Source organism: Halomonas sp. AOP25-F1-15 (assembly GCF_052378675.1).
In the GTDB taxonomy this organism is placed as follows: domain Bacteria; phylum Pseudomonadota; class Gammaproteobacteria; order Pseudomonadales; family Halomonadaceae; genus Vreelandella; species Vreelandella casei.
In genome coordinates, this window is record NZ_JBQSXV010000009.1 from 12799 (window position 1) to 38209 (window position 25411).

The following is a 25411-nucleotide window of genomic DNA, read 5'->3' on the forward strand; positions in this document are numbered from 1 at the left end:
TATGTTGTTGGATAACAAGAATAGCGGCTATGTGGGAACGGAGCTAAAGGCTCAGGCCTATGAAGGGTCGAAGTTGTCCGTGCTGTCTGCGTTATTCACGCTTTATGGTTTTTCCTCCCTCAAGAAAGAGTTCTCAAAATTATCGGACGTTCGGTTATTGCTGACTGACTGGCCGCATTCGAGCCTGCAATCTCTTATAGGCTCGGAAAACGAATTACGGCTTACCAACAAGCTCGATCAGAAGCGTATTGCCCAGGAGTGCGTCAAATGGCTATCCGGCAAGGTTGAGGTCAAAGCGTCTAATGGCCTGAATCAGAGCAACCAAAACCTATTTCATATACAGAATACCGATGAGCCGGATTTTGCGGTGCATGGTAGTGCCACGCTCAGTCCCGTTGGTTTAGGCGAAGTACAGTCCGACCGCTTTCAAATGAATACAGGTATCAGTGATCCTGGAACAAGCCAGCAGCTTATAGGCTGGTTCAATTCGATCTGGGATGACAAAACGGCGGTAAAAGACATCAAAGCCGATTTGATCCGGCAACTGGATTTCATCGCGGCAGATCAGCCAGCAGATTTCATATATTTTTTGACGCTCTACAACATCTTCAAGGATTTCCTGGAAGATATTGATGAAGAAAACATCATCAAAACCAAAACTGGATTCAAAGACACGACTGTCTGGAACAAGCTTTACAAGTTTCAGAAAGATGGTGTGCTGGGGGCCATCGACAAACTTGAAAAGCACAACGGCTGCATCATCGCCGATAGTGTCGGCCTTGGTAAGACTTTTGAAGCCCTTGCCGTTATCAAATACTACGAGCTTCGCAATGACCGTGTACTGGTGCTTTGTCCGAAGAAACTGCGTGATAACTGGACTATGTACACAATCAATGACAAGCGGAACCTGCTTGCCAGTGACCGGTTTAACTATGATGTACTGAATCACACTGATCTCAGCCGCATAAAAGGCTATTCAGGGGAAATCAATCTTGAAACCCTAAACTGGAGTAACTATGACCTTATCGTCATCGATGAGTCCCATAACTTCAGGAATAACCCGAATAAGGCCGAAGGGAAAACCCGCTATGAGCGGCTGCTTGACGACATCATTCGGTCAGGCGTCAAAACTAAAGTCCTGATGCTGTCGGCCACGCCGGTAAATAACCGGATGAATGATCTTAAGAATCAGATCGCGTTCATCACCGAAGGCCAGGACGACGCCTTTCAGGGTGTCGGGATCAAGAACATCGAAAGCACGTTGCGGCTTGCCCAGCGGCAGTTCAACTCGTGGCTCAATGAGCCTGTGGAAAACCGCACAACAGCCACCTTGCTGGACAGCATGAGCTTTGATTACTTCAAGCTACTGGATGTCGTCACGATTGCCCGCTCGCGTAAGCACATCGAGAAATACTACGGCACATCCGACATCGGGAAATTCCCGACGCGGCTGAAGCCGGTCAATATCTATGCGGATATCGACCTGTCCAATGAGTTCCCGCCACTGAAAGAGGTCAACAAGACCATCCGGCGGCTATCGCTGGCCGGTTACTCGCCCCTTAAGTTTGTTCGTAACGACAAGAAGGAAGAGTATGCGCGCCGTTACGATAAGGCTGTAGGCGCGGGTAAGGGCGTATTCAAGCAAATCGACCGTGAAGAAAGCCTGATTCACTTGATGCGGGTGAACCTATTGAAGCGCATGGAAAGCTCGATCCACTCGTTCTTCCTCACCGTCGGAAAGCTGCTTGCTCAGGTCGATGCGCTGCTCGGCAAGCTCGATGAGCATGAGCAAGGTGATATTGATGCCCTGAACATTGAGGATATTCAAGACGTCGAAATGGACAGTCCTGAGTTCGAGCCATTCCTGATCGGCAATAAAACCAAGGTGTTGTTGCAGGATATGGACTTAATCCGTTTCAGGCAGGAGCTCGAAGCGGATCATCTATTACTCGAAAGTATTCTTGTAGACGCTAAGCAGGTTACGGCGGACAGGGACGCCAAATTAGAGAAACTTAAAACGGCTATTGCCCACAAGTCGGAGAATCCGCTAAACCCCGGCAACAAGAAAGTCATCATCTTTACTGCCTTTGCCGATACCGCCCAGTACTTATACGCCCACCTTTCCGGTTGGGCCTCGAAAGAGCTTGGTATCCATAGCGCATTGATAACAGGTGCGGGAACGAACAAGGCGACACTTATTGGGCTTGGTTCGGACCTCAACAACCTTCTGACGGCTTTCTCGCCGGTGTCAAAAGAGCGTGCCAAGATTAATCCTGATGCGACGCAGGAAATCGACCTGCTGATCGCAACGGACTGTATCAGCGAAGGCCAGAACCTACAGGATTGCGACAGCCTCATAAACTACGACATCCACTGGAACCCTGTCAGAATTATCCAGCGTTTTGGCCGTGTTGACCGGCTAGGATCAAAGAACACCCAAATCCAGCTTATCAACTTCTGGCCGAATATGGAGCTAGACGAGTATATCAACTTGGAGGCCAGGGTCTCAGGGCGCATGGTGCTGCTCGATATTTCCGCCACCGGTGAAGAGAACGTCATTGACGAAAACGCCAAGGAGATGAACGACCTTGAGTACCGCCGCAAACAGTTGCAACAGCTCAAAGATACGGTGATTGATCTGGAAGACATGACTGGCGGTGTCTCCATCACCGACTTGACGCTTAATGATTTCCGCATGGACTTGTCGGACTACCTCAAGACTGAAAAGAAGAAGCTTGAGAAAGCGCCTCTTGGACTGTTTGCCGCGATCAAGCTGGATGAAGAGCTGAAGGCGGATGGGCTTGAGCCCGGCGTCGTCTTCTGCCTGAAGAACATCAGGACAGGTCGCGAAGCCGTCCAGGTGGATGATAACTATCCGCTATCACCATATTTCCTCGTCTATGTTACCGATGATGCAGACATCCGGCTTAATTTTACCCAAAGTAAAAAAGTTCTGGATTTGATGAAGCGTCAGGCCTTTATGGCCCATGATGTTGATGAAGTGGCAGCCAAAGAGCTCAACGCGGTCACGAAAAACGGGGCCGACATGGAGCATTATCAGCACTTGCTGGCTGTTGCTGTGGACAGTATTGCCGGTAAGAGCGAAGAAAAAGGTGTCCAAAGTCTGTTCGCCAAAGGCGGAACAGTGCTAACCGCCACCAGTAGTCAGGGCATAGAAGACTTTTCAGTCGTTTCCTATCTCGTACTTCTCGATTAGTCAGGGGAAGGCATGGATATTCATAGCCTCGAAGATTTTCTGGACAGCTTGCAGGTTCCAGCTTCATGCCAGCTTAACAAGCCGGTTTACAAAAAAATGTTCCTTGATATGGGAGCATTGGACGCAACTGACAAAGCCTGTCTGAAGTATGATGTAAGCAAAATCCGCTGGCTGTATACCTTCAAGCCCGGCACGATCAATATTCCGGCATATAAGGATTCCGAACGTGAGTATGAAGAGGTTGCCGTGTTACTGGTCGATCTTAATAGCCGTACACGGATGAAGCGTATCGTCGGTTTTATGCAACGCTCTATTCCATACCCACTGGTGCTGATCTTTACCAACACTATAGAAGATCAGGAATGCCTGAGTATCAGTCTTTCCGATAAGCGGATCAATCAGGCCGATAAGGGAAAATGGGTCGTTGAAGATACCGTCTTTACGGACTGGATAAACATCAAAGAACAAACAGATAAAGAGGTGGCTTTTCTACAAAGCCTATCTATCAACAACCTTTCCTTTAAAAATTTTTGGGAATTCTACAAATCATTCAACGAGCGTGTTATAGCCATAAACTGTGCCGAACACAGTGGCACGTTCAAGTTGGAAGATGCTGGAAAAAAAGAGCCGGTTGATAGACTTGGAAAGCTTAAAGAGCTGGAGCGGCTTGAAGCTAAAAAGATAGAGCTTGCCAATAAGCTGAAGAAAGAAAAGCAGATGGGGCGAAAAATAGACTTCAATACAAAGATTAAACAGATTAAAGACCAGGTGTTCGCTATTAAAGGCAGTCTTTAATCTAACCGAATTTATACGATTTTTGAAAAGGTAGCATGATGGAACAAGTTAAGATTGAGGATGGAAAAAGCCTGGATGTGGTTTCCGAGAATATCGAAAAGCTGAAAGAGCTTTTCCCTGACGCCTTCTCTGAAGGAGGTGTTAACTTCGATACCCTTCGTCAGTTACTTGGTGATGCTTCCGTTCTGGATGAAGGCGAAGAAAAATATGGCCTGAACTGGCATGGAAAGAAGAAGGCCAGACAGATCGCTTTGACACCCTCTACCGGAACGTTGCTGCCGTGCCCCGAAGAAAGCGTGGACTGGGATACGACTCAGAACTTGTTTATCGAGGGCGATAATCTTGAAGTGCTGAAGCTTCTCCAGAAGAGCTATGCCAACAAGATTAAGATGATCTATATCGATCCTCCCTATAATACTGGGAAAGAGTTTATTTATCCTGACAATTTTGCGGAAGGGCTAGATTCGTATCTCTATTACACGGGGCAGAAAACGGAATCTGACGAGTGGTTGGTAAGTAAGAGCGGTCGAGAACGGTATGGCAGAAAGCATACAAACTGGCTTTCAATGATGTACCCGAGATTAAAGCTCGCTAGATCATTCCTCACTGACGACGGCGTAATATTTATTTCTATTAATGAAAAAGAAATAGCTAGTCTAAGAAGTATTTGTGATGACCTGTTTGGAGAAGAGAATTTGTTATGTCAATTTTCTTGGCGAACAGATGGTAATTTTGATAATCAGGCAAAGTTCAAGTATTGCCATGAGTACATTCTTGCCTATGCAAAAAATGAGGAAGCCTTTCCGCATCCTTTAATTGTGGACCCAAATGTTTCAAAGGATAGCAAAATATTTCGTCCCGAGATTAGGAATACGATAGTAAAAAATGGCCCTAAAAATCCGCCAAGTACAATTCGTCTGCCCAAAGGGTTTCCGTGTGCGTTTGATACAGGGACATTATTGAAACGGAACAATGCTTTGCCGCACTATAATAAATCGGTAGAGGTCAGGGATGGTAAATTGTTGGAAGATGTTGAAATCTATAGCGGTTGGAGTTCGAAAGACCTTTTGCTAGATTTTATTAAGAACGGTTGCAAGTCTATTGAGGACTCAAAAGGGCAGATCACAGAGTTTGAGGTTATTTCTTCGGGTGCAGTTGAGGCTGTAAAAAAACGTGGTGAGCCTAGCCATGTAATTTCATCTCTATCCGGACTCGGTGGTCCACAAAAAGCAGCTAGCGAGATTAGTAAGACTGGTGCGATTTTCGATGATTACCCTAAGCCCCTGTCTCTAATTAAATACTTCATAAAAATGAATTCTGGTAATGATTTTATCGTTATGGACTTCTTCTCTGGTTCTGGTACTACTGCTCACGCAGTAATCGAAATGAACTCTGAAGATGGTGGGAATAGAAGGTTTATTGGTATTCAGCTTCCTGAGAGTACTTTAAAATCAGACGATAATGGTAAAACAGTCGAGACGTCAGCCTATAAGGCTGGTTTTAAGACTATTTTTGATGTGGGGCTTTCCAGAATTAGAGGGGCTATTAGTCAACTTACCATAGGCTCTCAAGATATTGATAGTGGCTTTAAGGTTTTTAAACTTTCCAATTCTAATATTCGAGCGTGGAATCCTGACCACTCTGACTTAGAGGAAACTCTACTTTCCCATGAAGAACATCTGATAGAGGGGCGTACTGAACTGGAGGTTCTGTATGAACTGCTCATTAAACGTGGCGTAGACCTCTCTGTCCCGATTGAAAGCCGAGAGGTCGAAGGAAAGAACATCTATTCCATTGGCTATGGGGTTCTTTTTGTCTGTCTGGATGAAGAGATAAGCCGTGAGCAGGTGGAAAATATCGCACAAGGAATTCTGGATTGGCATTCAGAATTGTCGCCTAGTTCCGAGACTCACGTCTTCTTCCGTGACAGTGCGTTCCGCGATGACGTTTCAAAAACCAACATGGCCGCCATTCTTGAACAGAACGGCATTAGCCATGTTCGCAGCTTGTAAGGAGACTTTTTCATGAAGCTGCATTTTGAAGACGATCTGGATTACCAGCAATCCGCTGTTGAGTCGGTAGTAGGTCTGTTCAAAGGACAAGAAATCTCACGGTCCGAGTTTACGGTCACTTATCGGCCTGAGACTGGCCCGCAGGCTTCACTGGGCTTTGATGAAAGTTCCCTGGGTATCGGTAACCGCCTAAAGCTGATTGACGATGAGATTCTGGAGAACCTTAAGGCTATCCAGTTCGCTAACGGCCTTCGTCCGTCGGAGTGCCTGGCAAGTGGCGATTTTACCGTCGAGATGGAGACAGGGACCGGTAAGACCTATGTCTATCTCCGTACGATCTTCGAGCTCAACAAGAATTACGGTTTTTCCAAGTTCGTGATTGTTGTGCCGTCTGTCGCGATCAAGGAAGGTGTTTATAAAACACTCCAGATCACGCAGGAGCATTTTGAAGGGCTCTACCCGAAAGCCAAGGGGTACGAGTACTTCCAATACAACTCATCGAAGCTGGGACAGGTACGCAACTTCGCCACCAGTTCGAACATCCAGATCATGGTCACCACCGTCGGGGCCATTAACAAGAAAGAGGTCAACAACCTCTATAAGGAAAACGAGAACACCGGTGGTGAAAAGCCGATTGATCTGGTACGTGCAACCAATCCCATCATCATCGTCGATGAACCCCAGAGTGTTGACGGGGGCCTAACAGGCAAGGGTAAAGAAGCCCTTAACGCCATGAACCCGCTCTGCACGTTGCGCTATTCAGCAACTCACGTTGATAAGCACCACATGACGTATCGTCTTGATGCCGTGGATGCCTATGAGCGCGGCTTGGTGAAGCAGATCGAGGTTGCCTCTCTGGAAATCGACGGAGGGCATAACAAGCCCTATGTCCGCTTGGTCTCTACACACAACCGGAAGGGATCGATTACGGCCAAGATCGAGATCGATGTCCAGCGTGGCAAGAATATCCGCCGTGAATTCCTGACGGTTGAAGACGGTGACGATCTGGAGCAGATCGCTAACCGGGCGATCTATGAAAATATGCAGATCGGCACGATTACGTGCGGCAAAGACAATGAGTCTATCGAGGTCAAAGGTGACGGATTTGATGAAGTATTAAGGCCGGGTGATGCGATTGGGGGTGTTGATCCGGATGCGGTGAAGCGTATGATGATCCGCCGGACAATCAAGGAGCACCTGGACAAGGAACTGACCTTTGCAGCCAACAAGCATCCAATCAAGGTCCTGAGCCTGTTCTTTATCGATAGTGTTGAGCATTACCGGCAGTACGATGCAGACGGCAATCCGGTTAAAGCTAAGTACGCAAAAATGTTCGAGGAGGAGTATCGGAAGCTGGCGAAGTCAGCCGACTACCAGAGCCTCTTTGCAGAGATCGACCTCGATACGGATGCGGCAGAGGTACATGAAGGCTACTTCTCCATCGATAAGAAAGGCAAGTCTGTCGATACTGCCGAAAACAATCAGTCCAACAGAGATAACGCCGAGCGTGCCTATAACCTGATTATGAAGGACAAGGAAAAGCTCCTCTCCTTTGATACCAAGCTGAAGTTCATCTTCTCCCACTCGGCGTTAAAAGAAGGCTGGGACAACCCCAACGTCTTCCAGATTTGTACCCTCCGCGACATGGGCAGCGAGCGGGAGAGGCGGCAAACGCTGGGACGCGGCTTGCGCCTGTGCGTTAACCAGGAAGGCCTGCGCCTTCGCGGTAACGACATAAATACATTGACCGTCATTGCCACGGAAAACTATGAACAGTTTGCCGAGAACCTCCAGAAAGAGATCGAGGAGGACACCGGCATCCGCTTCGGTATTGTCGAGCAGCACCAGTTTGCCACGATCAAGACCGTAGATGACAAAGGCCAGATTTCCAATCTCGGGGTCGAGCAATCAGAGAAGATATGGAAGTTCCTCAAAGACGAAGGCTTCGTCGATGCCAAGGGGAAGGTCCAGGATACCTTGAGAACCGCCATCAAAGACGGTTCGTTTGCCCTGCCCGACGAGATCAAGCATGAGCTTGCTGATCAATATGGCGATGAGCAGGCTGAGGCCATTGCTGTCGATGTACAGGCCATGCTTCGTAAGCTTGCCGGTAAGCTGGACATCAAGAATGCCGATGACCGCCACGTTATTCGAACCCGCGAGGCGGTTCTTCAGAGTGAGGAATTCAAGACACTATGGGAACGGATCAAGTATAAGACTACCTATCGCGTAGATTTCGACAACGACAAGCTGATAGCCGATTGCGCCAAGGCCATTCGTGATTGCCCGCCGATCACGAAGACTCGGGCGCAATTCCGGAAAGCAGATATAGCCATAGGGAAAGGAGGCGTTACAGCCGACGAGACTTCGGCATCCGGTTACACCACTGTCCACGAGGATGACATCGAGCTGCCTGACATCATTACCGACTTGCAGGACAAGACCCAGCTTACCCGAAAGAGCATTGTCCAAATACTTCGTGACAGCATGAGGCTAGAAGACTTCAAACGGAATCCGCAGCAATTTATTGATTACTGCTCCGAGGCTATCAACCGAACCAAACGTTTGGCTCTCGTGGACGGGATCAAGTACCGGAAGATCGGTGAGGAGCACTTCTACGCTCAGGAACTATTCCAGCAGGAAGAGCTGAAAGGCTACCTGAAGAACACGCTGGAAACGCAGAAGTCTATCTACACCCATGTGGTTTATGACTCTGCAGGTATCGAGAAGACCTTCGCGGAGGATTTGGAGAAGAACGAAAAGGTCAATGTGTACGCCAAGCTGCCGTCCTGGTTCAAAGTGCCGACCCCTCTCGGAACCTACAACCCGGACTGGGCCGTCGTTGTAGATGATGAGGGTGAAGAAAAACTATACTTTGTTGTCGAGACCAAGGGCAGTACATGGTGGGATGATTTGCGTCACGCTGAAGGCGCGAAAATCAAATGTGGCGAGAAGCATTTTGAGGAGATCGCCTCCGGCATCGAAGCACCGGCCAGGTATATTAAGGCCACAGATGTTGATGGAATGATGGATTATACATCCTGACCGGGTGGCGGATTGCTAATGGAAAATAGATATGGCCGATAGTGATAATCAGAGTCCGCGAATTCACGAAGTAGCGCCCAGAGAGAACGTGGGGAGAGATACTATTGCTAGGTATCAGGCCCAGTTCAGGGGCGCTGCGTTTGAGTGCCTATCGCTGCTTGAAGATGAAGAACTTGATCGTGTCTATTGCGACTATCAGGATGACTTTGTGTCGCGTCTTAACCTGAATGGCGACCACATCTATAACTTCTACCAGGTAAAGACCAAAAAGAAGCTTAACGATCAGTGGTCTGTTAATGATATTCTCGGGATGAGAAAATCAGCACGAAAGGCCGACCCGTCTAAAATTGCATCCAGCTATCTCGGAAAGCTCCTTGTCCACACGATTAAATTTAACAACTCTTGTGGGCGGGTGGTGTTTCTTACGAATATCCATTTCGATGATGATGTCGAGAATCTGCGAGAAGCAATCGATAACGGAAGTGAAAATAATCACTATAAGCTGCTGCTCGAAAATTTTAATGAGTCTCTGTGCCCTGATAGTCCTATCACTGATGAAATCGTCATCGAGCGTGTAAAGAAACTTCAGCTTAAGTCGAACACCCCTTATCTTAACCCTGAAGATAATACGTTTTTTGCCTTGGCGCGGGACACTATTTACAAGTATAGCGAGATTGATCTTCAGCATTCGGAGTGTGAGGGAATAATCAACAATCTCGTTTCTCTTGTTGAAAGAAAGTCGTTTGGGAAATTGATTGAGGACCTTGATGAATCCGAACTAGATGAAGCTGCTGGGATAGGGCTTCTGGAGATGCTGGATATTCTCAGCATCTCGAAGGAAGCATATCGACACCTGAAATCCAGTGGCGACCTCCGGGCTATTAAGAACGCATCAATTATTCATAGAATAATGAGTAAAGCCGGTGCAAGCGAACGAATGATTGAATATGTATCGGATTGTAAAGTTCGTTGGGATATCTGGTTCAGGGACAAACGGCATACAATTCCTGAGTTCGATCTGAATTTTATATTGGATGAGATTGAGGCCAATGCATTCGGTTGGACTAATTCTAAAGAATCAATCAAAGAATTAAAGGGAAGAATTCGTGGTGTTTTTAGCAGCCTTGAAGACGAGGGATTGGCTACAACACTGAATGAAGATTTATTGCTCGGTGCAGTTTTCTCGACCTTAGTGAGAGGGAGCGCCTGATGAATTTTGATGAGTTTTTCACTGAAGCCGAACGGAGCAACATACATCTCTCTTTTGAAGATGTCGGTATCGCAGGGCAACATCGTCTTAGCAATGAGGCTCTCTTTCATTTGCCTTTATTGGCAATGACGATTCTCTTGTTATCAAAGTCTCGGAGAAAACCAAAGTCCGAAGAGATAGGACAACTTGTCGGAGAGTGTTTCGAGAGGACGTTTTCCGGGTTTAAAGGGTCATCCCAGCATTTGGGGTGGTCAGCGAATTTGAGAATGCGAACTGTCAAAGCTCTTACCTTCTTGGAGTTGGCTAACCTTGTAGAAGTGGATCGCGGAGACTCTAGGATCAAAATTAAAGAGCTGGGTAAGAAAATTATTTCCAAGGCGGTTGATTCTGACTCAGATTTGGGGTTTACGCTTAAGTTAATGGAAAGAAATTATTTTGATTTGCAAATAGAAAAACAAATCTCAATGGAACTGTGATGAGACTTTTAGATTTAAAGATAATGTCATCCGGTCAAAACGGCTGGGAATCGGAGCTTCTTGAGTTTGGCGATGATATTACCCAGCTATACGGTCCGAACGGGAGCGGAAAAACGCCCGTTATTCATTCCATAGCTTATGCTCTAGGTTATCCGGTCAGGTATCGTGATGATATAATCGCGAAATGTGGCTCTGTTATATTGAGAGCGGAGCACGAAGATAAAATCCTGACTTTTGAGAGAGAGCTTTCGAAGAGTTTTCATCTCAAATGTAAGTCCACCGGTCAAGATAAAGCTCATGTGTTTTATAATGAGCGAGATGCCTCTGACTTTTTTCTCAGAGAACTTGGTATATCTACTGTTGCGCTGACATCAAACCAGAACGAGCCTTCATATCCTTATGTGTCCTCGTTTTTACCTCTATTCTATATTGACCAGGACACAGGCTATACCAGCGCATATAAAGCACCATCGAGTTTTATAAAAGATCAGTATTCGGAGATGGTACGGCTTGCGCTGGGAGTTCCTGCTAAGCATTCTTTCGAAAACAAACGATTTCTAATAGAGAGGAAGAATGAGCTCGACGCTGTAAACGTTGAAGTCGTTAATAAAGAAAAATTCATTCAGCGATTGGAAGAACAAAGAGGAGCGGCTCAGTCGACCAGCACAGAAATCGATATAGAGCTGAAAAGCTTAACCGCTCAACTTGATAACTTACGCGACAGCTATGACGCTACCAGTGACGCTGGATATATACTAAAGCGAATGGTGCGTGAGAAGCAGAACGAAAAACTGAAGCTGGATGCAAATATTCGCGATTTGGAAAGCAGGATTTTCGGATTCAAGAAAATCCAGAGTGAAATTGAGATCGAAATCAATACACTTTCCCTGAACGAAGAATCCAGGCGTATGTTCACCTCATTTGAGGATATCTGTTCTGCACAAGGGTGTGGGCTTTTTCTCGGTAGTTCCGAGTCTTACGGTAAAAACCTCTTGTATCTACGGGACCAGATCAAGGACCTTGATAGAAATACAAGTTTCCAGGAAATTAGGCTCGAAGAATATAGAGAGGCTTTTAGGAAGCTTGATGCAGAGGTCGAGTCGATTAGGAGAAGTCTTCAGAAACAAAAGAATGAACCTGAAACAACTTCGTTAATAGCTGCCATAAGCGCGATAACCCAGTCCATTATTGATTTTCAGGGGAAGAAGGATCTTATTGAGCGAATTGAATCAGAAAAGCGGGACTATGTTGGTTTGCTGAATATACGTAGCGCTCTTCAGAACGATATAGCTTCACTTCAGCCCGGAACCGGGTCTGGTGACTTGAGGGTTCTCGAATTCAGGACCTCTTATCGGAAAAAGGTTGTTGAATGGCTGGATGTTCTTAGTACCAAAAATGTTTCAAGAGATATTTCCATTGATGCTGATTTTGGCGTTTTGTTTGGAACAGAAAAACTTTCCCAGTTTAGTGGCAGTACTTTGTTGAGAGTTGTTTTGGCGCTAAGAGCCGCATTTTTTGAGCTCTTCATTTCAAGCGAACGAAATTCGGTAGAATTTCTTATTCTGGACACGCCTCGCCAGCATGATATTGAAACTAAGGATTTTGCCGCCTTCATCTCGAAATTAAAGAGTATATGTAAAGGGAAAAGAGCTCAGATTATATTCTCTACAACGGAATACCATTATGAATCTGCTAAAAATGATAAGGAATGGCTGCCCACATTCGATGGTTTCGAGCAACCAATGTTTTTAGGGTAGCTAGATGTAGGATATATATTCGATTCAGCCAAATGCAGTCATCGCCCGGCTGCATGACTAGTTTGCTTCCTCAGACGCATAGTTTCGTAAGGTGCACACCTGCTGTGAGTTGGTCCTGGTTCTCGTGACCGAGCTTCTTGGACTTTAGTGGTCGGGCTAGATACATGAAAATGTACAAAAGAAGTTTTTTTTCGCTGTTTTGTACATTTTTGACGATATTTTATGGTTTACAAGACAGTATTTTTAATGCTTCTTAATCAAACGGTTATTGATGTACATATATGGCTATGAGGTTGCTAGAAATGAGCCATTGGTGTATTGCTGGCTCGCAGCGGCGCCTGCAAGAAGATTACGGCTACTGGTACTGTCCTGATGGACGTAATGCCGAGCAGCAGGCATTGTTCGAGCGGGCTGAAATTGCGCCACAGGCGCTCGAATCAATATTTACTCATGCCTGCGGCCGCCCGTTTAATATCAGTGTCGATAATCTCGGTGGCGATGTTGAGGTCGATAGAAGTGCATTTACGGCGCGCGTTGTATCTCGCGCGCAAGGCTACTTGAAAGAAGGGCTGCCTGTACGCGCTAACGCTTTCCTGGTGGCCATTAACTGCTTTTACTCTCACCAGAAAGCGCTAGCGGACGCCATCGCCGAAGGGCAGGCTGTGTTAGATCAATTAGACGTGACGGCCAGCGCTTAATCGTCGTCTGTTAGGCGCTGATGCATCGACAGCATGACCTCGAGCTCATGTTCTGGCCGCATCGGTTCCAGACCCAGTTCGCTAAAGGTTTCCCGGCGCTGGCGATGCCATTCGCTAGGAGTGATCGATGGGTAGAGTGCCGAGGCGGGGGCAAGCTCAACAAAAGGGTCTAGCCCATAGGTGTCGAATAGACGCGCAAGCGCCGCTTCGTCTTCTCCGTTGTCACTGGTATATAGCGTGGCGGAAAAGTGATCGGTCTCTAGCTCGCGAATCACCTCAAGCGGGCTTACGCCGAGGCTTTCCAGTTCTTCCATGCTGTAGGCGCCCAAGGCATTCGTGTCTTCTTTAATCCAGCTGTCATCCGGCTGAATCAACGTTTGCTTTACACGACCATCGGGTAGTGACCAAGCAATGGCTAGCGGTAGGCCATCGTCTTCACCTGTTTCAATGGCTATAAATCCTGGATAATCAGACACGCTATTACTCCTCTAGGGGCGTCGTAGGAAGGCGGAAAAATCGCTGTGCGGTTTGGGTCGTGGCTGCGCCTAATGCTGCATCGCTGATGCCGTACCACTGGGCAATCTCGCGCGCTATCCACGGCAGCAGTGCGGGCTCATGTCGACGGCCTTTTAATTTCGCCGGCAGATTGCGGGGCAGCAAGTAGGGGCAGTCCGTTTCCACCATCAACCGTGTCAGCGGTATATCGCTAACCAACGAGCGCAGGTGATGTCCGCGTCGCTCATCGCAGATCCAGCCGGTTAAACCTATATGTAAGTCTAGGTCGAGATAGCCAAAAAGCGTATCGCGATCGGCCGTAAAGCAGTGCACCACCGCTTGGCTGATGTCGTCTCGCCATGCATGCAATATTTCGCGCATCCGTTGACCCGCATCCCGCTCATGTAAAAAGAGCGGTAAACCGCTTTCAACGGCGAGTGCCAACTGAGCCTCAAAGGCACGCACCTGCTGCTGAGGCGTCGAAAAATTACGATTGAAATCCAGCCCGCACTCACCCACTGCGACCACTTCTGGCATGGCATGTAACGCCGCCATCGAGCGCGACAGGTCGTCATTCCAGTGACTGGCATCATGGGGATGTACGCCTGCCGTCGCGTATAACCCAGAATATTGTTTGGCGAGTGCAACGGCCTGTTCAGCATGGGCGAGATCAGTGCCGGTCACGATCATAGTCGTTACCTGCGCCGCCTGGGCACGCTCGATCACTGCCTCAAGATCGCGACCAAAGCTTTCATGAGTCAGGTTTGCACCAATATCTATTAAAGGAGCGCTAGGGCGAAACTGTAGTGCTTCGGGTAAAAACGCATCAGTGTCAGCAGTAGCCAAACGTTGCTCCTTAGCCAGATAGAAAACCTCCATTGTAACGGTATGCGCGTACATCGACTAATGCTCTGTTGATAGTGGTCAGTGCGCACGAATGGCACGAATTGCAAAAAACTTGGCTTGTTAGGTAAACAGCAACGGGGTATTTGCGGCTAGGATGAAGTGAGGGTATTACCGGCGATTCTGCGGCCATTGATTTAATAACAACAATAGAGAGTCTAATAACCATGCCAATATCTCACCGCTTTGCTGTCTCCACGCTCGCCATTGGTATTCTACTGGCTAGCAGTGCCTCCCTGGCTGTTGCTGCTGAAGGTGTTTCTGATAATGAAATACGGATCGGCTATTTAGCCGATATGTCAGGCGTTTACCGCGACCCTATTGGCCCGCTAGGCGAAGATGCCATCATGATGGCGATTGAAGATATCGGCGGAAGCGTTAACGGCGCCAATATCGTGGTATTTAGTGCCGATGATCGCAATAGCCCAGACGTTGGCTCAAGCGTAGTGCGTGAATGGATCGACGAACGTAATGTCGATATGGTCACCGGGCTGGTGGCATCATCTGTCACGCTCGCTGCGGTAGGTTTATTAGAAGAAGCCGACAAGCTTGGGCTGGTCAATGGTGCCGTGTCGTCAGCTATTACTAACGAACACTGCTCGCCTAATCATATTCATTGGGTATACGACACATGGGCGATGTCCAATGGCACTGCAAAAGCCATTACCGACGAGGGCCATAAAAACTGGTACCTGCTGAGTGCCGATTACTCGTTTGGCCATGCGCTAGAGGCTGATGTCACAAGAGTCGTCACAGAAAATGGCGGCACCATTGTGGGCAGCGCTCGGCACCCGTTCCCCAATAGTGATTTCTCTTCTTTTATGCTCCAGGCTCAGGCCTCGGGTGCGGATGTTATTGCGTTAAACAACGCTGGCGGCGACACGATTAACGCCGTGCAGACAGCGGGGGAGTTCGGCATTACCCAGGCAGGCCAGATTTTAGCCGGAATGGTGCTGTTTAGTACCGATGTGCGCAGTATTGGGCTAGAGAATGCACAGGGCTTACAGTTTACCAAAGCGTGGTATTACGATTTAAACGACGAGACACGCGCCTGGGCTGAACGCTTTCGCGAACGCACGGGCAGTATGCCAACGATGGTTCATGCAGGGCTTTACTCCAGCACTCGCCATTATCTTGAGGCCATTGCAGCAACGGGCACGGACGATACACAAACCGTGCGTCAGCAAATGGCTGATACGCCCATCAACGACATCTTTGCTACCAATGGCTACATCCGTGAGGATGGCCGCATGGTGCATGACATGTATCTAGTCGAAGTTAAGACGCCTGAAGAGTCGCAGGATGAGGATGATCTTTTCCATATCATTCGTACCATTCCTGCAGAAGAAGCCTTCCGGCCGCTTTCAGAAAGTGTTTGCCCACTGGTCACGAGCTAAAGCGTTGCCCATTAACGGCCACCCACTTGAGGATTTAGCATGTCTGAACCGTCTATTATTCAGCAAAATAGTATTGGGGCCGCTTTAAGTCGCAGCGCTCGAAAGTATCCGCATCAGTTGGCACTGGTATTTGGTGAACGTGAGTGGCGCTATCTTGAGCTCAGTCAAGCCGCCAATCGGGTGGCTAATGGCTTGCTGGCAGCAGGCCTCGTACCAGGTGATAGATTGGCCGTTTATGGCAAAAACTCTGACGCATATGTGATTGCTTGGTTGGCAGCTACCAAGGCAGGTTTAGTGCATGTGCCTATTAACTTTGCGCTAAGCAGCGAGGAGTTGCGCTACATTCTTGAACAGTCGGGTGCCATGGGCTTGCTGAGTGATATAAGTCTTGCTAGCAAAGTGAATGCCGCGACAGAGGGGTTGAATTTGGCCCTGATGGGAACGCTACACGCTGAGCAGGAGAGTACTGCCGGCAGTTTTGATGTGCTAAGGCATGCGAGATCAGCAGCACTTAGCCAAGAGCCAGACGCTGCAGTCGATGGCGCCAGTCTCGCTCAACTACTTTATACCTCGGGCACCACCGCGGCGCCCAAAGCCGCCATGATGACGCATCAAGCATTAATGGCCGAATACATGGCCTGCATGGTCGAGCTGGATATTAAGAGCAATGACGCCATGCTCGCCGCGTTGCCGCTTTACCATTCAGCGCAAATGCACGTTTTTCTAATGCCCGCGCTGTTATTGGGCGCTACCGTCTATTTGCTTGAAGCGCCGCTTCCTGAGCTATGTTTAAGCGCCATGTCTAACCACAAGGTCGCATCTTTTTTTGCCCCGCCAACGGTCTGGATCAGCTTGCTACGCCATGCTGAATTTGACCGCTTTGACTTAAGTGCCCTCAACAAAGCGTATTACGGTGCCTCGATTATGCCGGTGCCGGTACTGGAGGAGCTGCAGCAGCGCATACCGGGCGTAGGGCTATACAACTGCTATGGGCAGAGCGAAATTGCCCCGTTAGCCACCGTTCTGCGTCCTGAAGAGCATGCCGCGAGGCCTGCTTCCGCCGGGCGGCCCATATTGACGGTGGAGACGCGCATCGTCGACCTAGACATGAATGACGTACCTTCCGGCGAGCATGGAGAGATTGTCCATCGCTCACCGCAGCTTATGAAGGGATACTGGGATAAAGCGGCGATGACCGAAGAAGCATTTCAAGGCGGCTGGTTCCACTCGGGGGACGTGGGTTACTTCGACGAAGCGGGGTACTTATACGTTGTCGATCGCATTAAAGATGTGATTAATACTGGGGGCATACTGGTCGCTAGCCGTGAGGTAGAGGAAGGGCTGTTTAAGCACCCGGCGGTCTCTGAAGTGGCGGTGATCGGTCAGCCCGACGAGAAGTGGATCGAAGCCATCACTGCAGTGGTGGTGTTGAAAGAGGGCCAGTTGGTCAGCGAGGAAGCGCTGATTCATCACGCCAAAACGTTAATGGCGCCTTATAAAGTGCCTAAGCACATTGTCTTTACCGATGCGTTACCCAAGAGCACCGCTGGAAAAATCCTCAAGCGCCATCTACGTCAAGAGCTTAAGCCATGAGCGTGGACCAGGAAGCAAGCGCGCTGTTCTACAGCATGATTAAGCGCTGTCTCACGAAAGAAGTGGCACCGTTTTACGATCAGTGGGAGGCCTCAGGCGAAATCCCCCGTTCGTTGTGGCATGCGTTAGGCGCTGCAGGCTTGTTGGGTATTGATCTAGATGAACAAAACGGTGGGTCAGAGGCCGATATTGGGATTACCCAGCTCGTGCTGGAAGAGCTTTCTCGCCAAGGATTTGGTGGCTTAGCCAGCGCTTATAATATTCACGCCAATATCGTCATGCCTTATGTGCAAACGCTAGGGACGGCCTCACAGCGCGAGCAGTGGCTGCCAGCCATGGCCCGTGGCGAAATTCTCGGCGCCATTGCCATGACCGAGCCCCATGCCGGTAGCGATCTGGCATCAATGAACACTCGCGCGAAACGCACTAATGAAGGCTGGGAGTTAAGCGGCAGCAAAATTTTTATCACCAACGGGCAGTTTGCCGACGTGGTGATTGTGTGTGCCAAGACGGATCCTAGCGCTGGCGCAAAAGGCGTTTCTCTGTTTTTAGTCGATACTCATTTGTCGGGCTTTGCACGGGGCAAGCCGATCAAAAAAATCGGCCAGCACGCCAGCGACACCGCCGAGCTTAGCTTTGATCATATTCAGTTGCCTCATGATGCTTTGCTGGGCGAAGAGGGCGCCGGTTTTCGCTACTTAATGCAGGAGCTGCCGCGCGAACGTCTCGGCGTTGGCGCTCAGGCCTTGGGCGCAGTAGAAGGCGCGTTAGCGCTTACCTTAGCGTATGTGGAGCAGCGCCAAGCATTCGGGCAACGCGTGGCTGATTTTCAAAATACTCGTTTTGTCCTGGCTGATATAAAGGCCCAGCTAGACGTCGCACGCGCCTACTTCGAGCACTGCCTCGAAAAATACCGCCAAAGGACGATGAGCAGCACCGATGCCGCGATTTTAAAACTGCAGCTAAGTGAGCTGCAGTGCCGAGCGGTGGACCGTTGCCTGCAGCTGTTTGGCGGCTACGGTTATACGGAGGAATATCCTATATCACGCTTTTATCGAGACGCACGAGTGCAGACTATTTATGCCGGTAGCTCAGAGATCATGAAAGAGGTCATTGCACGCTCGCTGCTTGGCAAAGTGGATTCATCGAGTCGCTAATAAAGCGTTGCTAAGAATCAGTTAGTTAAGACATGAGGAAATATCTATGCGGTTGGATGATGTCGTGATCTTAGCGGGTGCGCGCACCGCTATTGGCAGTTTTGGCGGGTCGCTCTCAAGCATGGCGCCGTTTGAATTGGGGGCGATAACCGCGAAAGAGGCATTACGGGGCTCTGGTGTTGAGGCTGGTGATATTGACCATTCTGTTTTCGGCCACATTATTACCACAGGCCCTCAAGATGCCTATTTGGCGCGGCATATTGCGCTGAACGCTGGCGTGCCCAAGGAAGCCGGTGCCTTCAACGTTAACCGACTGTGTGGATCGGGTGTTCAGGCCGTGGTGTCTGCCGCACAGCAGATCGTTTTAGGCGATAGTCGTTTGGCGTTAGCGGGAGGTGCTGAATCCATGTCTCGCGGGGCCTATTTGTTACCGCCTCCGGCGCGCAACGGTGTGCGTATGGGCGATATGGGCATCCAGGACTTAACCTTGGGCATACTTAGCGATCCTTTTGGTAGCGGCCATATGGGATGCACCGCAGAAAACATCGCTAAAAAGTATGGATTTACCCGTGAACAGTTGGATCAATTTGCTCTTGAAAGCCACCAAAAGGCGGCTTGGGCAATAGCGGAAGGTCGCTTTGATGCTCAAATTGTACCGATAGAAATAAGCCAAGGTAAGCAGACGGTGCGTTTCTGTCAGGATGAACACGTGCGCGAAGGTCTCCAGCTAGGCGATTTAACGCGGCTGAAGTCGGCCTTTCAAAAGGACGGTGTGGTGACCGCAGGCAACGCGTCAGGCATTAATGACGGCGCGGCAACGCTTGTCCTTGCTCACAGAGATGAAGCGAAACGGCGCGGACTGGTGCCCCGGGCACGCCTGCGGGTAGCTACGATGGCGGGTGTTGAGCCATCGCTTATGGGCTTAGGGCCGATTCCCGCGGTTAAGCGCTGCCTGCAGCAGGCAAGCCTTAGTATTCATGATATTGATGTGATTGAATCAAACGAGGCCTTTGCTGCTCAAGCAATGGCGGTAGCGCAGACGCTAGGCTTTCCACTGGAAAAGCTCAACCCTAACGGTGGGGCGGTTGCGCTAGGCCATCCAGTGGGCGCGACGGGGGCTATTTTGATTCTCAAAGCGCTGCATGAATTAGAGCGTATTAACGGTCGCTACGGCTTGATCACGCTGTGTATTGGCGGCGGTCAAGGTATTGCGCTGCTTATTGAGCGCTGCTAAAGAAGCTCGCCGCAACAAGAACAAGCGAAAAGGAGTTTTAATGTCCACGATCACACCAAAAATGTTACCGGCAACGGCGTCGGCCACCAATCCATCTCTAATGATTGGCGACTTGCTGGACGCGGGTGTTCGCATGGCCGGCGATAATCAAATCGTATATCGAGACCAAAGCCGCCACGATTACGGGCGTTTTCGCGAGCGAGTCCATCAACTGGCCCACGTGCTGACTGCTCAGGGTGTTAAAGCGGGTGATGTGGTGGCCGTGTTAGATTGGGATAGCCATCGTTATCTGGAGTGTTTTTTTGCGATTCCAATGATTGGCGCAGTGCTGCATACGGTCAATGTACGCTTGGCGCCGGAGCAAGTTCTTTACACCATGGAGCACGCCGAAGACGCTTTTGTTATCCTGCATGAAGAGTTCATATCGCTGATTGAGCCGCTGGCCGATAAACTTCCCTTAGTACGTGGCTACCTGCTGTGCCAAGACGCGTCACAGGCTCTTAATACCACTCTTCCTGTTGTTGGTGAGTTCGAATCGCTGTTAAGTGAGCAGCCCACTGACTATGCATTCCCTCGCTTTGATGAAAACGCCGTGGCGACCTTGTTTTACACGACGGGCACCACGGGCAACCCTAAAGGGGTTTTCTTTACCCATCGCCAATTGGTATTACATACCTTAAGCGAGGCGAGTGCGTTCCAAGCGCCAGGTTTTGAGCTGTTGAATCGAGACAAGGTATATATGCCTATTACACCCATGTTTCACGTGCATGCCTGGGGCGTGCCTTATACGGCTACGCTGATGGGGGCTACCCAGGTCTACCCAGGGCGATATGAGCCAGAAATGCTGGTGAAACTGCTGGTCAGCGAAAAGGTCGATTTTTCACACTGTGTACCGACGCTATTAAACATGGTGGTTAGCGCTGAGGCGGTTGCCTCAAAACAGATTGATCTCACTGGTTGGAAGGTGCTGGTGGGTGGCAGTGCGCTAACGCAATCGTTGGCAAGCAAGGCCTGGGAACTTGGGATTGATACGCGCAGCGCCTATGGCATGTCGGAAACCTGTCCACTGCTGACCGCCGGAATTTTGCCCCAGGATATCGCCACCGCCGATTTTGCGACCCAACTGCCCTGGCGCTGTAAAGCGGGGCTGCCCATTCCTTTGGTTAGGCTGCAGGTTGTTGATTCCAACGATGAGCCACTACAGCAGGATGGTAAAAGCATCGGCGAAGTGCGCGTCCAGGCGCCTTGGTTGACTCAAGCCTATTTTAAAGAAGAGGCGCGCAGCACCGAGCTATGGCGCGATGGTTGGCTTCACACCGGGGATGTAGGCTCTCTCGATGAACGTGGCTTTCTAACCATTAGCGATCGTATCAAGGATGTTATTAAAACGGGGGGCGAGTGGCTCTCATCGTTAGAGCTTGAAAGTTATATCAGCCAGTGTCCTGGGATTGCCGAGGTGGCCGTGATCGGCGTCGCCGATGACAAGTGGGGAGAACGTCCGGCTGCATTGGCTGTAGCCGTCGACGCTAACAACCCGCCGACGGTGGCAGATGTACAGGCATTTCTAGAGCAGTTTGTCACCCAGGGAAAACTCAGACGCTGGGCCATTCCGAGCATGATCCGTTTCGTCGATGAAATCCCCAAGACCAGCGTGGGTAAGCTGGATAAAAAACGTATTCGTAGCGAAGTCTAGAGTGTCTAAAGTACCTGTCGCGCGGTCAGTGAAGGTTGCCCGCCGTGCGAGCTTTGCGGTAAGCGGCGGGCGAATTGCCTGTCCAGGTTTTAAACGCGCGGCTAAAGCAGGCCAAGTCTTCAAAGCTTAATGCTTCGGCAATACTGATGAGTGGCTTTTGACTGCAGGTAAGCGCCTGAACGGCGTAGTCGCGCCGGTACTCATCCTTAACGGCCTGAAAGTGAGTGCCTTCCTGCTTCAAATGCCGAGCTAATGTGCGCGCCGACATGTGTAGGGCGTCGGCGACGCTGTGCACCGTGCCGGCATTGATAAGATCGCGCGCTAGGTGCTCACGTACACGGTGCGCCAGTAGGCGGTCTGCAAATGAGACGTAAAACCAATCTGCCGGGGCGCGCTTTAAAAAGGCGCCCAGGTGTTTTTTGGTTTGGCGTATAGGATGTTCAAGCCATCCTCGATCAATATAAATCGCGGTTTGAGGCTGCTCAAAGCGAACCGTACCTGGGTGGAAGTACAGATAATCAGCACTGTGTGGCGGCAGGATGTAGGCACACTCCATTAAAATCGGCGGTATTTTACGTGCAATCATCCATGATGCTATACCGTGAAAGAGCTTGAGCATCAGCTCATGAATTAAGGTTCTGCTCCCCGCCAAGGGCGCGTGCTCGACCAGGGCCATGCGGGCTAGATCTCCTTCCAGCGTAAACACGTAGCCAAAGTCATCAAGCAAAATGCGGAAGAACTGCGTGTAGCGATGCAGCGCCACCTGTAGATTGGGCGCATCCAGCATCGTTAAGCACAGCAGCTTTAATGTGCCGCCGCGCAGCGGGCGGGCAAAAAAGCCGGGCGTTTCGTCGTCTAGTTCATGCACCAATAAGCGGTAAAGCTCGGCAAACTGCTCAACCGTTACTCGGCCATGTGGTGCTGCGAGTAAAAAGGGCGAGATCCCTGCCCGTTCAAGATAGCGAGTAGGCGGGGTTACGGTGATCGGTAAGCCTTTAAATAGCTCATTTACAAAATGCATCGAGACGGTAACCGTCACTGGCGGGCTGCCTATAGAAAAAGTCTTATCGACGAATTGTTGTTGTACATTGGCAAAACGTTACCACGCTGCCAGTTTTCGCTCCATAGGTTCCACCCCCTCGGCGCGCGCATGCGTTACACTGTGCGCCTTATGATTAAGGAGGACTCCGCGTGGCCCTGTTACGACTCGAACAGCTGCAACTCGCCTATGGCACCCATGTACTGCTCAATCGCGCCGATCTGACGGTTGAAAAAGGCGAACGCCTCGCGCTGGTCGGTCGCAATGGCACCGGCAAGTCCACCCTACTAAAACTGGTAGCGGGCGATATTTTACCCGACGATGGTTCCATCTGGCGTGCCCCCGGTCTCAAGATCGGTGTGCTTGCACAGGAGTTGCCGGAGTCATCCGGCCTCACTATTTTCGATATGGTCGCCCAAGGGTTGCCCGAAGCCGGTGAACTGCTCTCTGAGTATGATCATCTTATCAATGATCCTGACCCTGATATGGATCGCATGGCGACGCTGCAAACGCGCCTGGAAGCTATTGACGGCTGGTCGTATCACCAGCGTATTGATACCGTATTAACCCGTTTGGGCTTACCGCCTGAGGCGCAAATGAGCGCGCTTTCCGGTGGCTGGCGTCGGCGCGTGGCGCTTGCACGCGCGTTAGTCGCTGAGCCTGATTTGCTGCTGCTCGATGAGCCGACCAACCATCTGGACTTAGACACTATTGCTTGGCTAGAAGAACAGCTGCTGTCGTTTAACGGCGCTGTGCTGCTGATTACCCATGACCGGGCGTTTTTATCTAAGTTGGCGACCAGTATTCTGGAGCTAGACCGTGGTCAACTGGGTCGTTACCCCGGTAAGTACGTCGAGTATCAAGCCCGTAAGCAGCACGAGCTTGAAGTTGAAGCGCGTGAAAATGCCGAGTTTGATAAAAAGTTAGCGCAAGAGGAAGTCTGGATTCGCCAGGGCGTCAAAGCACGGCGTACGCGCAATGAAGGCCGTGTGCGGGCTTTAGAGGCCATGCGCAATGAGCGCAGTCAGCGTCGTGAGCGCCAAGGCAATGCTAACCTGACGGTAGACCGTGGAGAGCGCACCGGCAAGCGCATCGTGGAGCTGAAAGGCGTCACTCAGCGGTTTGGCGATGACGTTGTGCTGCGTGGCATGAATCTCGAAATACTGCGTGGTGACCGAATCGGTTTCTTAGGGCGCAACGGGGCGGGTAAAACCACGCTGCTGAAAATATTGTTGGGCGAGCTTGAGCCAACCGAGGGTAGCGTTCAGATGGGCACCAATCTGAAGGTGGCCTATTTTGACCAGCTGCGCGCCGGGCTTGAACTGGACAAAACGGTTTACGACAACGTTGCTCAGGGCAGTGACCGGGTGAGCGTTGGTGGTAAAGATCGCCATGTGATGAGCTACCTTCAGGACTTCTTGTTCACGCCTGAGCGGGTACGCCAGCCGGTGAAAGCACTTTCCGGTGGTGAATCTAATCGACTTCTGCTCGCCAAGCTATTTACCCAGCCGGCCAACGTATTAGTGCTCGATGAGCCTACCAACGACCTCGACATGGAAACCCTTGAGCTGCTTGAAGAGCTGCTACTTGATTTCGATGGCACGCTGCTGCTGGTATCCCACGACCGAACCTTTATGGATAACGTTGTCACCAGCATGCTGGCCTTTGAAGGCGAGGGCGTGGTGCGTGAATATGTGGGCGGCTACACCGACTGGATTCGTCAGGGCGGTAAGTTGCCGCCGGCGCCTTGGGAAGGGGCAGCGCGGCAGCGTACTGAACCGACCTCAGAGGCGCCCAAAAAAGCGCCTGAAATCTCGGCGGCACCTGCCAAAAAAAGCGTCAAGCTCTCTTACAATTTGCAGCGTGAGTTAGATACGTTGCCCGCTGACATTGAACGTTTTGAGGGCGAGGTAGAAACGTTAGAAAATGCGATAGGTGACCCAGCGTTTTATCAGCAGGACGCCGACACCGTCGCAGCTAAGTTGCAGCAGCTCGAAGCCGTGCAAAAGCAGTTAGAAACAGCGATGGAGCGCTGGATGGAGCTGGAGGCAATGGCCGCAGGAGAGTAAGCCCGATAAATTAAAAGGCGCCTTATGGGCGCCTTTTTTGTTCTTGATAAAGCGGGCTCGATTACTCGTCGGTTTTCTCACCTTTCTTGCCGACGCGAACGGCTAAGACATCGCACTGGGCGCCATGAAGTACGCCGGTGGAGGTTGAACCCAGCAGCAGAGCAAAGCCATGGCGGCCGTGGGAGCCTACGACAATCAAATCCACGTTATGATCTTCGGCAAAGCGATGGATCTCGGTGTCGGGCATACCCACTACCACATGCTGATGGGTTTCAGGCACGTGAGGAGCGGCAATTTCAGCCAGGCGCTTTTTGGCATGCTCATCCAGCTGGTCTTGAATGCTGGTAAGGTCCATCGGGATATCGCCACCATAGGCAAAGCCAAGCGGTTCAAGCGTGTGCATGATGGATATTTTAGCCCGGTCATTACGCTCTGCAATGACGACGGCGCGCTCAAGAATTTTGTGCGAGTCTTTGGTTAGGTCAACGGCAACTAAAATGTGGTGATAGCTCATGGCGTATCTCCTTGGCAGTGGGTTACAAAGGTACTCTTTGTACGATGATGATGGCCTTTACTTTAGATGGCGTAGCGTTACTTAACAACGACCTATGTCATGGTTTT

18 protein-coding genes are annotated in these 25411 nt (G+C 50.1%); 14 read left to right on the forward strand and 4 right to left on the reverse strand.

Going from position 1 to position 25411, the window contains the following annotated elements; all coding sequences use genetic code 11:
• The first annotated feature begins 1 nt into the window (after position 1).
• The 8 genes from ACT3TF_RS15555 to ACT3TF_RS15590 all read left to right on the forward strand — a co-directional run bounded on the left by ACT3TF_RS15555 (position 2) and on the right by ACT3TF_RS15590 (position 13210).
• The gene (locus tag ACT3TF_RS15555) at positions 2–3217 is read left to right on the forward strand and encodes a helicase-related protein (protein WP_444672485.1); all 3216 of its coding nucleotides are present in this window, start codon (positions 2–4) and stop codon (positions 3215–3217) included.
• 12 nt (positions 3218–3229) lie between these two features.
• Complete coding sequence (locus tag ACT3TF_RS15560; protein ID WP_444672486.1) at positions 3230–4012, forward strand: DUF4391 domain-containing protein; 783 nt, start codon at positions 3230–3232, stop codon at positions 4010–4012.
• A gap of 35 nt (positions 4013–4047) precedes the next feature.
• A complete protein-coding gene (locus ACT3TF_RS15565; protein WP_444672487.1) occupies positions 4048–6024 on the forward strand; it encodes a site-specific DNA-methyltransferase in 1977 nt (658 codons plus the stop codon).
• A gap of 12 nt (positions 6025–6036) precedes the next feature.
• A complete protein-coding gene (locus ACT3TF_RS15570; protein WP_444672488.1) occupies positions 6037–9069 on the forward strand; it encodes a type III restriction-modification system endonuclease in 3033 nt (1010 codons plus the stop codon).
• 31 nt (positions 9070–9100) lie between these two features.
• Complete coding sequence (locus ACT3TF_RS15575) at positions 9101–10279, forward strand: dsDNA nuclease domain-containing protein (protein WP_444672489.1); 1179 nt, start codon at positions 9101–9103, stop codon at positions 10277–10279.
• Positions 10279–10755, forward strand: a complete 477-nt coding sequence (locus tag ACT3TF_RS15580; RefSeq protein ID WP_444672490.1) for a hypothetical protein — start codon at positions 10279–10281, stop codon at positions 10753–10755. The genes ACT3TF_RS15575 and ACT3TF_RS15580 overlap by 1 nt, the downstream gene beginning before the upstream one ends.
• A complete protein-coding gene (locus tag ACT3TF_RS15585) occupies positions 10755–12512 on the forward strand; it encodes an AAA family ATPase (RefSeq protein WP_444672491.1) in 1758 nt (585 codons plus the stop codon). The genes ACT3TF_RS15580 and ACT3TF_RS15585 overlap by 1 nt, the downstream gene beginning before the upstream one ends.
• Positions 12513–12814: 302 nt before the next feature.
• Complete coding sequence (locus ACT3TF_RS15590; RefSeq protein ID WP_444672492.1) at positions 12815–13210, forward strand: elongation factor P hydroxylase; 396 nt, start codon at positions 12815–12817, stop codon at positions 13208–13210.
• On the opposite strand, the gene ACT3TF_RS15595 is transcribed toward ACT3TF_RS15590, so the two are convergent.
• Positions 13207–13686, reverse strand: a complete 480-nt coding sequence (locus tag ACT3TF_RS15595) for a hypothetical protein (protein WP_444672493.1) — start codon at positions 13684–13686, stop codon at positions 13207–13209. The genes ACT3TF_RS15590 and ACT3TF_RS15595 overlap by 4 nt on opposite strands.
• A 4-nt stretch (positions 13687–13690) precedes the next feature.
• On the reverse strand, positions 13691–14551 hold the full coding sequence (locus ACT3TF_RS15600; protein ID WP_444672494.1) for a TatD family hydrolase: 861 nt from the start codon (positions 14549–14551) through the stop codon (positions 13691–13693).
• 224 nt (positions 14552–14775) lie between these two features.
• Between ACT3TF_RS15600 and ACT3TF_RS15605 the strand changes: the two genes are divergently transcribed.
• From ACT3TF_RS15605 to ACT3TF_RS15625, 5 genes are read left to right on the forward strand one after another with little or no spacing between them, the layout of a single operon-like run.
• Positions 14776–16005 (forward strand): ABC transporter substrate-binding protein, encoded by a 1230-nt coding sequence (locus ACT3TF_RS15605; RefSeq protein ID WP_441683881.1) that lies wholly within the window; start codon positions 14776–14778, stop codon positions 16003–16005.
• Positions 16006–16044: 39 nt separating this feature from the next.
• Positions 16045–17598: a fatty acyl-CoA synthetase gene (locus tag ACT3TF_RS15610; protein WP_441683879.1), complete on the forward strand. Its 1554-nt coding sequence runs from the start codon at positions 16045–16047 to the stop codon at positions 17596–17598.
• Entirely contained in the window at positions 17595–18755 is a 1161-nt protein-coding gene (locus tag ACT3TF_RS15615; RefSeq protein WP_444672495.1) for an acyl-CoA dehydrogenase family protein, read from the forward strand. The genes ACT3TF_RS15610 and ACT3TF_RS15615 overlap by 4 nt, the downstream gene beginning before the upstream one ends.
• A gap of 46 nt (positions 18756–18801) precedes the next feature.
• On the forward strand, positions 18802–19989 hold the full coding sequence (gene bktB, locus ACT3TF_RS15620) for a beta-ketothiolase BktB (RefSeq protein WP_444672496.1): 1188 nt from the start codon (positions 18802–18804) through the stop codon (positions 19987–19989).
• Positions 19990–20029: 40 nt separating this feature from the next.
• Positions 20030–21682 (forward strand): fatty acid--CoA ligase, encoded by a 1653-nt coding sequence (locus ACT3TF_RS15625; protein ID WP_096279267.1) that lies wholly within the window; start codon positions 20030–20032, stop codon positions 21680–21682.
• A gap of 25 nt (positions 21683–21707) precedes the next feature.
• On the opposite strand, the gene ACT3TF_RS15630 is transcribed toward ACT3TF_RS15625, so the two are convergent.
• Positions 21708–22703, reverse strand: a complete 996-nt coding sequence (locus ACT3TF_RS15630; RefSeq protein WP_225734492.1) for an AraC family transcriptional regulator — start codon at positions 22701–22703, stop codon at positions 21708–21710.
• 170 nt (positions 22704–22873) lie between these two features.
• On the opposite strand from ACT3TF_RS15630, the gene ACT3TF_RS15635 reads away from it, so the two are divergent.
• Positions 22874–24790, forward strand: coding sequence for an ATP-binding cassette domain-containing protein (locus ACT3TF_RS15635; RefSeq protein WP_096279271.1), 1917 nt, complete (start codon positions 22874–22876; stop codon positions 24788–24790).
• A gap of 61 nt (positions 24791–24851) precedes the next feature.
• On the opposite strand, the gene ACT3TF_RS15640 is transcribed toward ACT3TF_RS15635, so the two are convergent.
• A complete protein-coding gene (locus ACT3TF_RS15640) occupies positions 24852–25304 on the reverse strand; it encodes a universal stress protein (RefSeq protein WP_096279273.1) in 453 nt (150 codons plus the stop codon).
• Positions 25305–25411 lie beyond the last annotated feature (107 nt).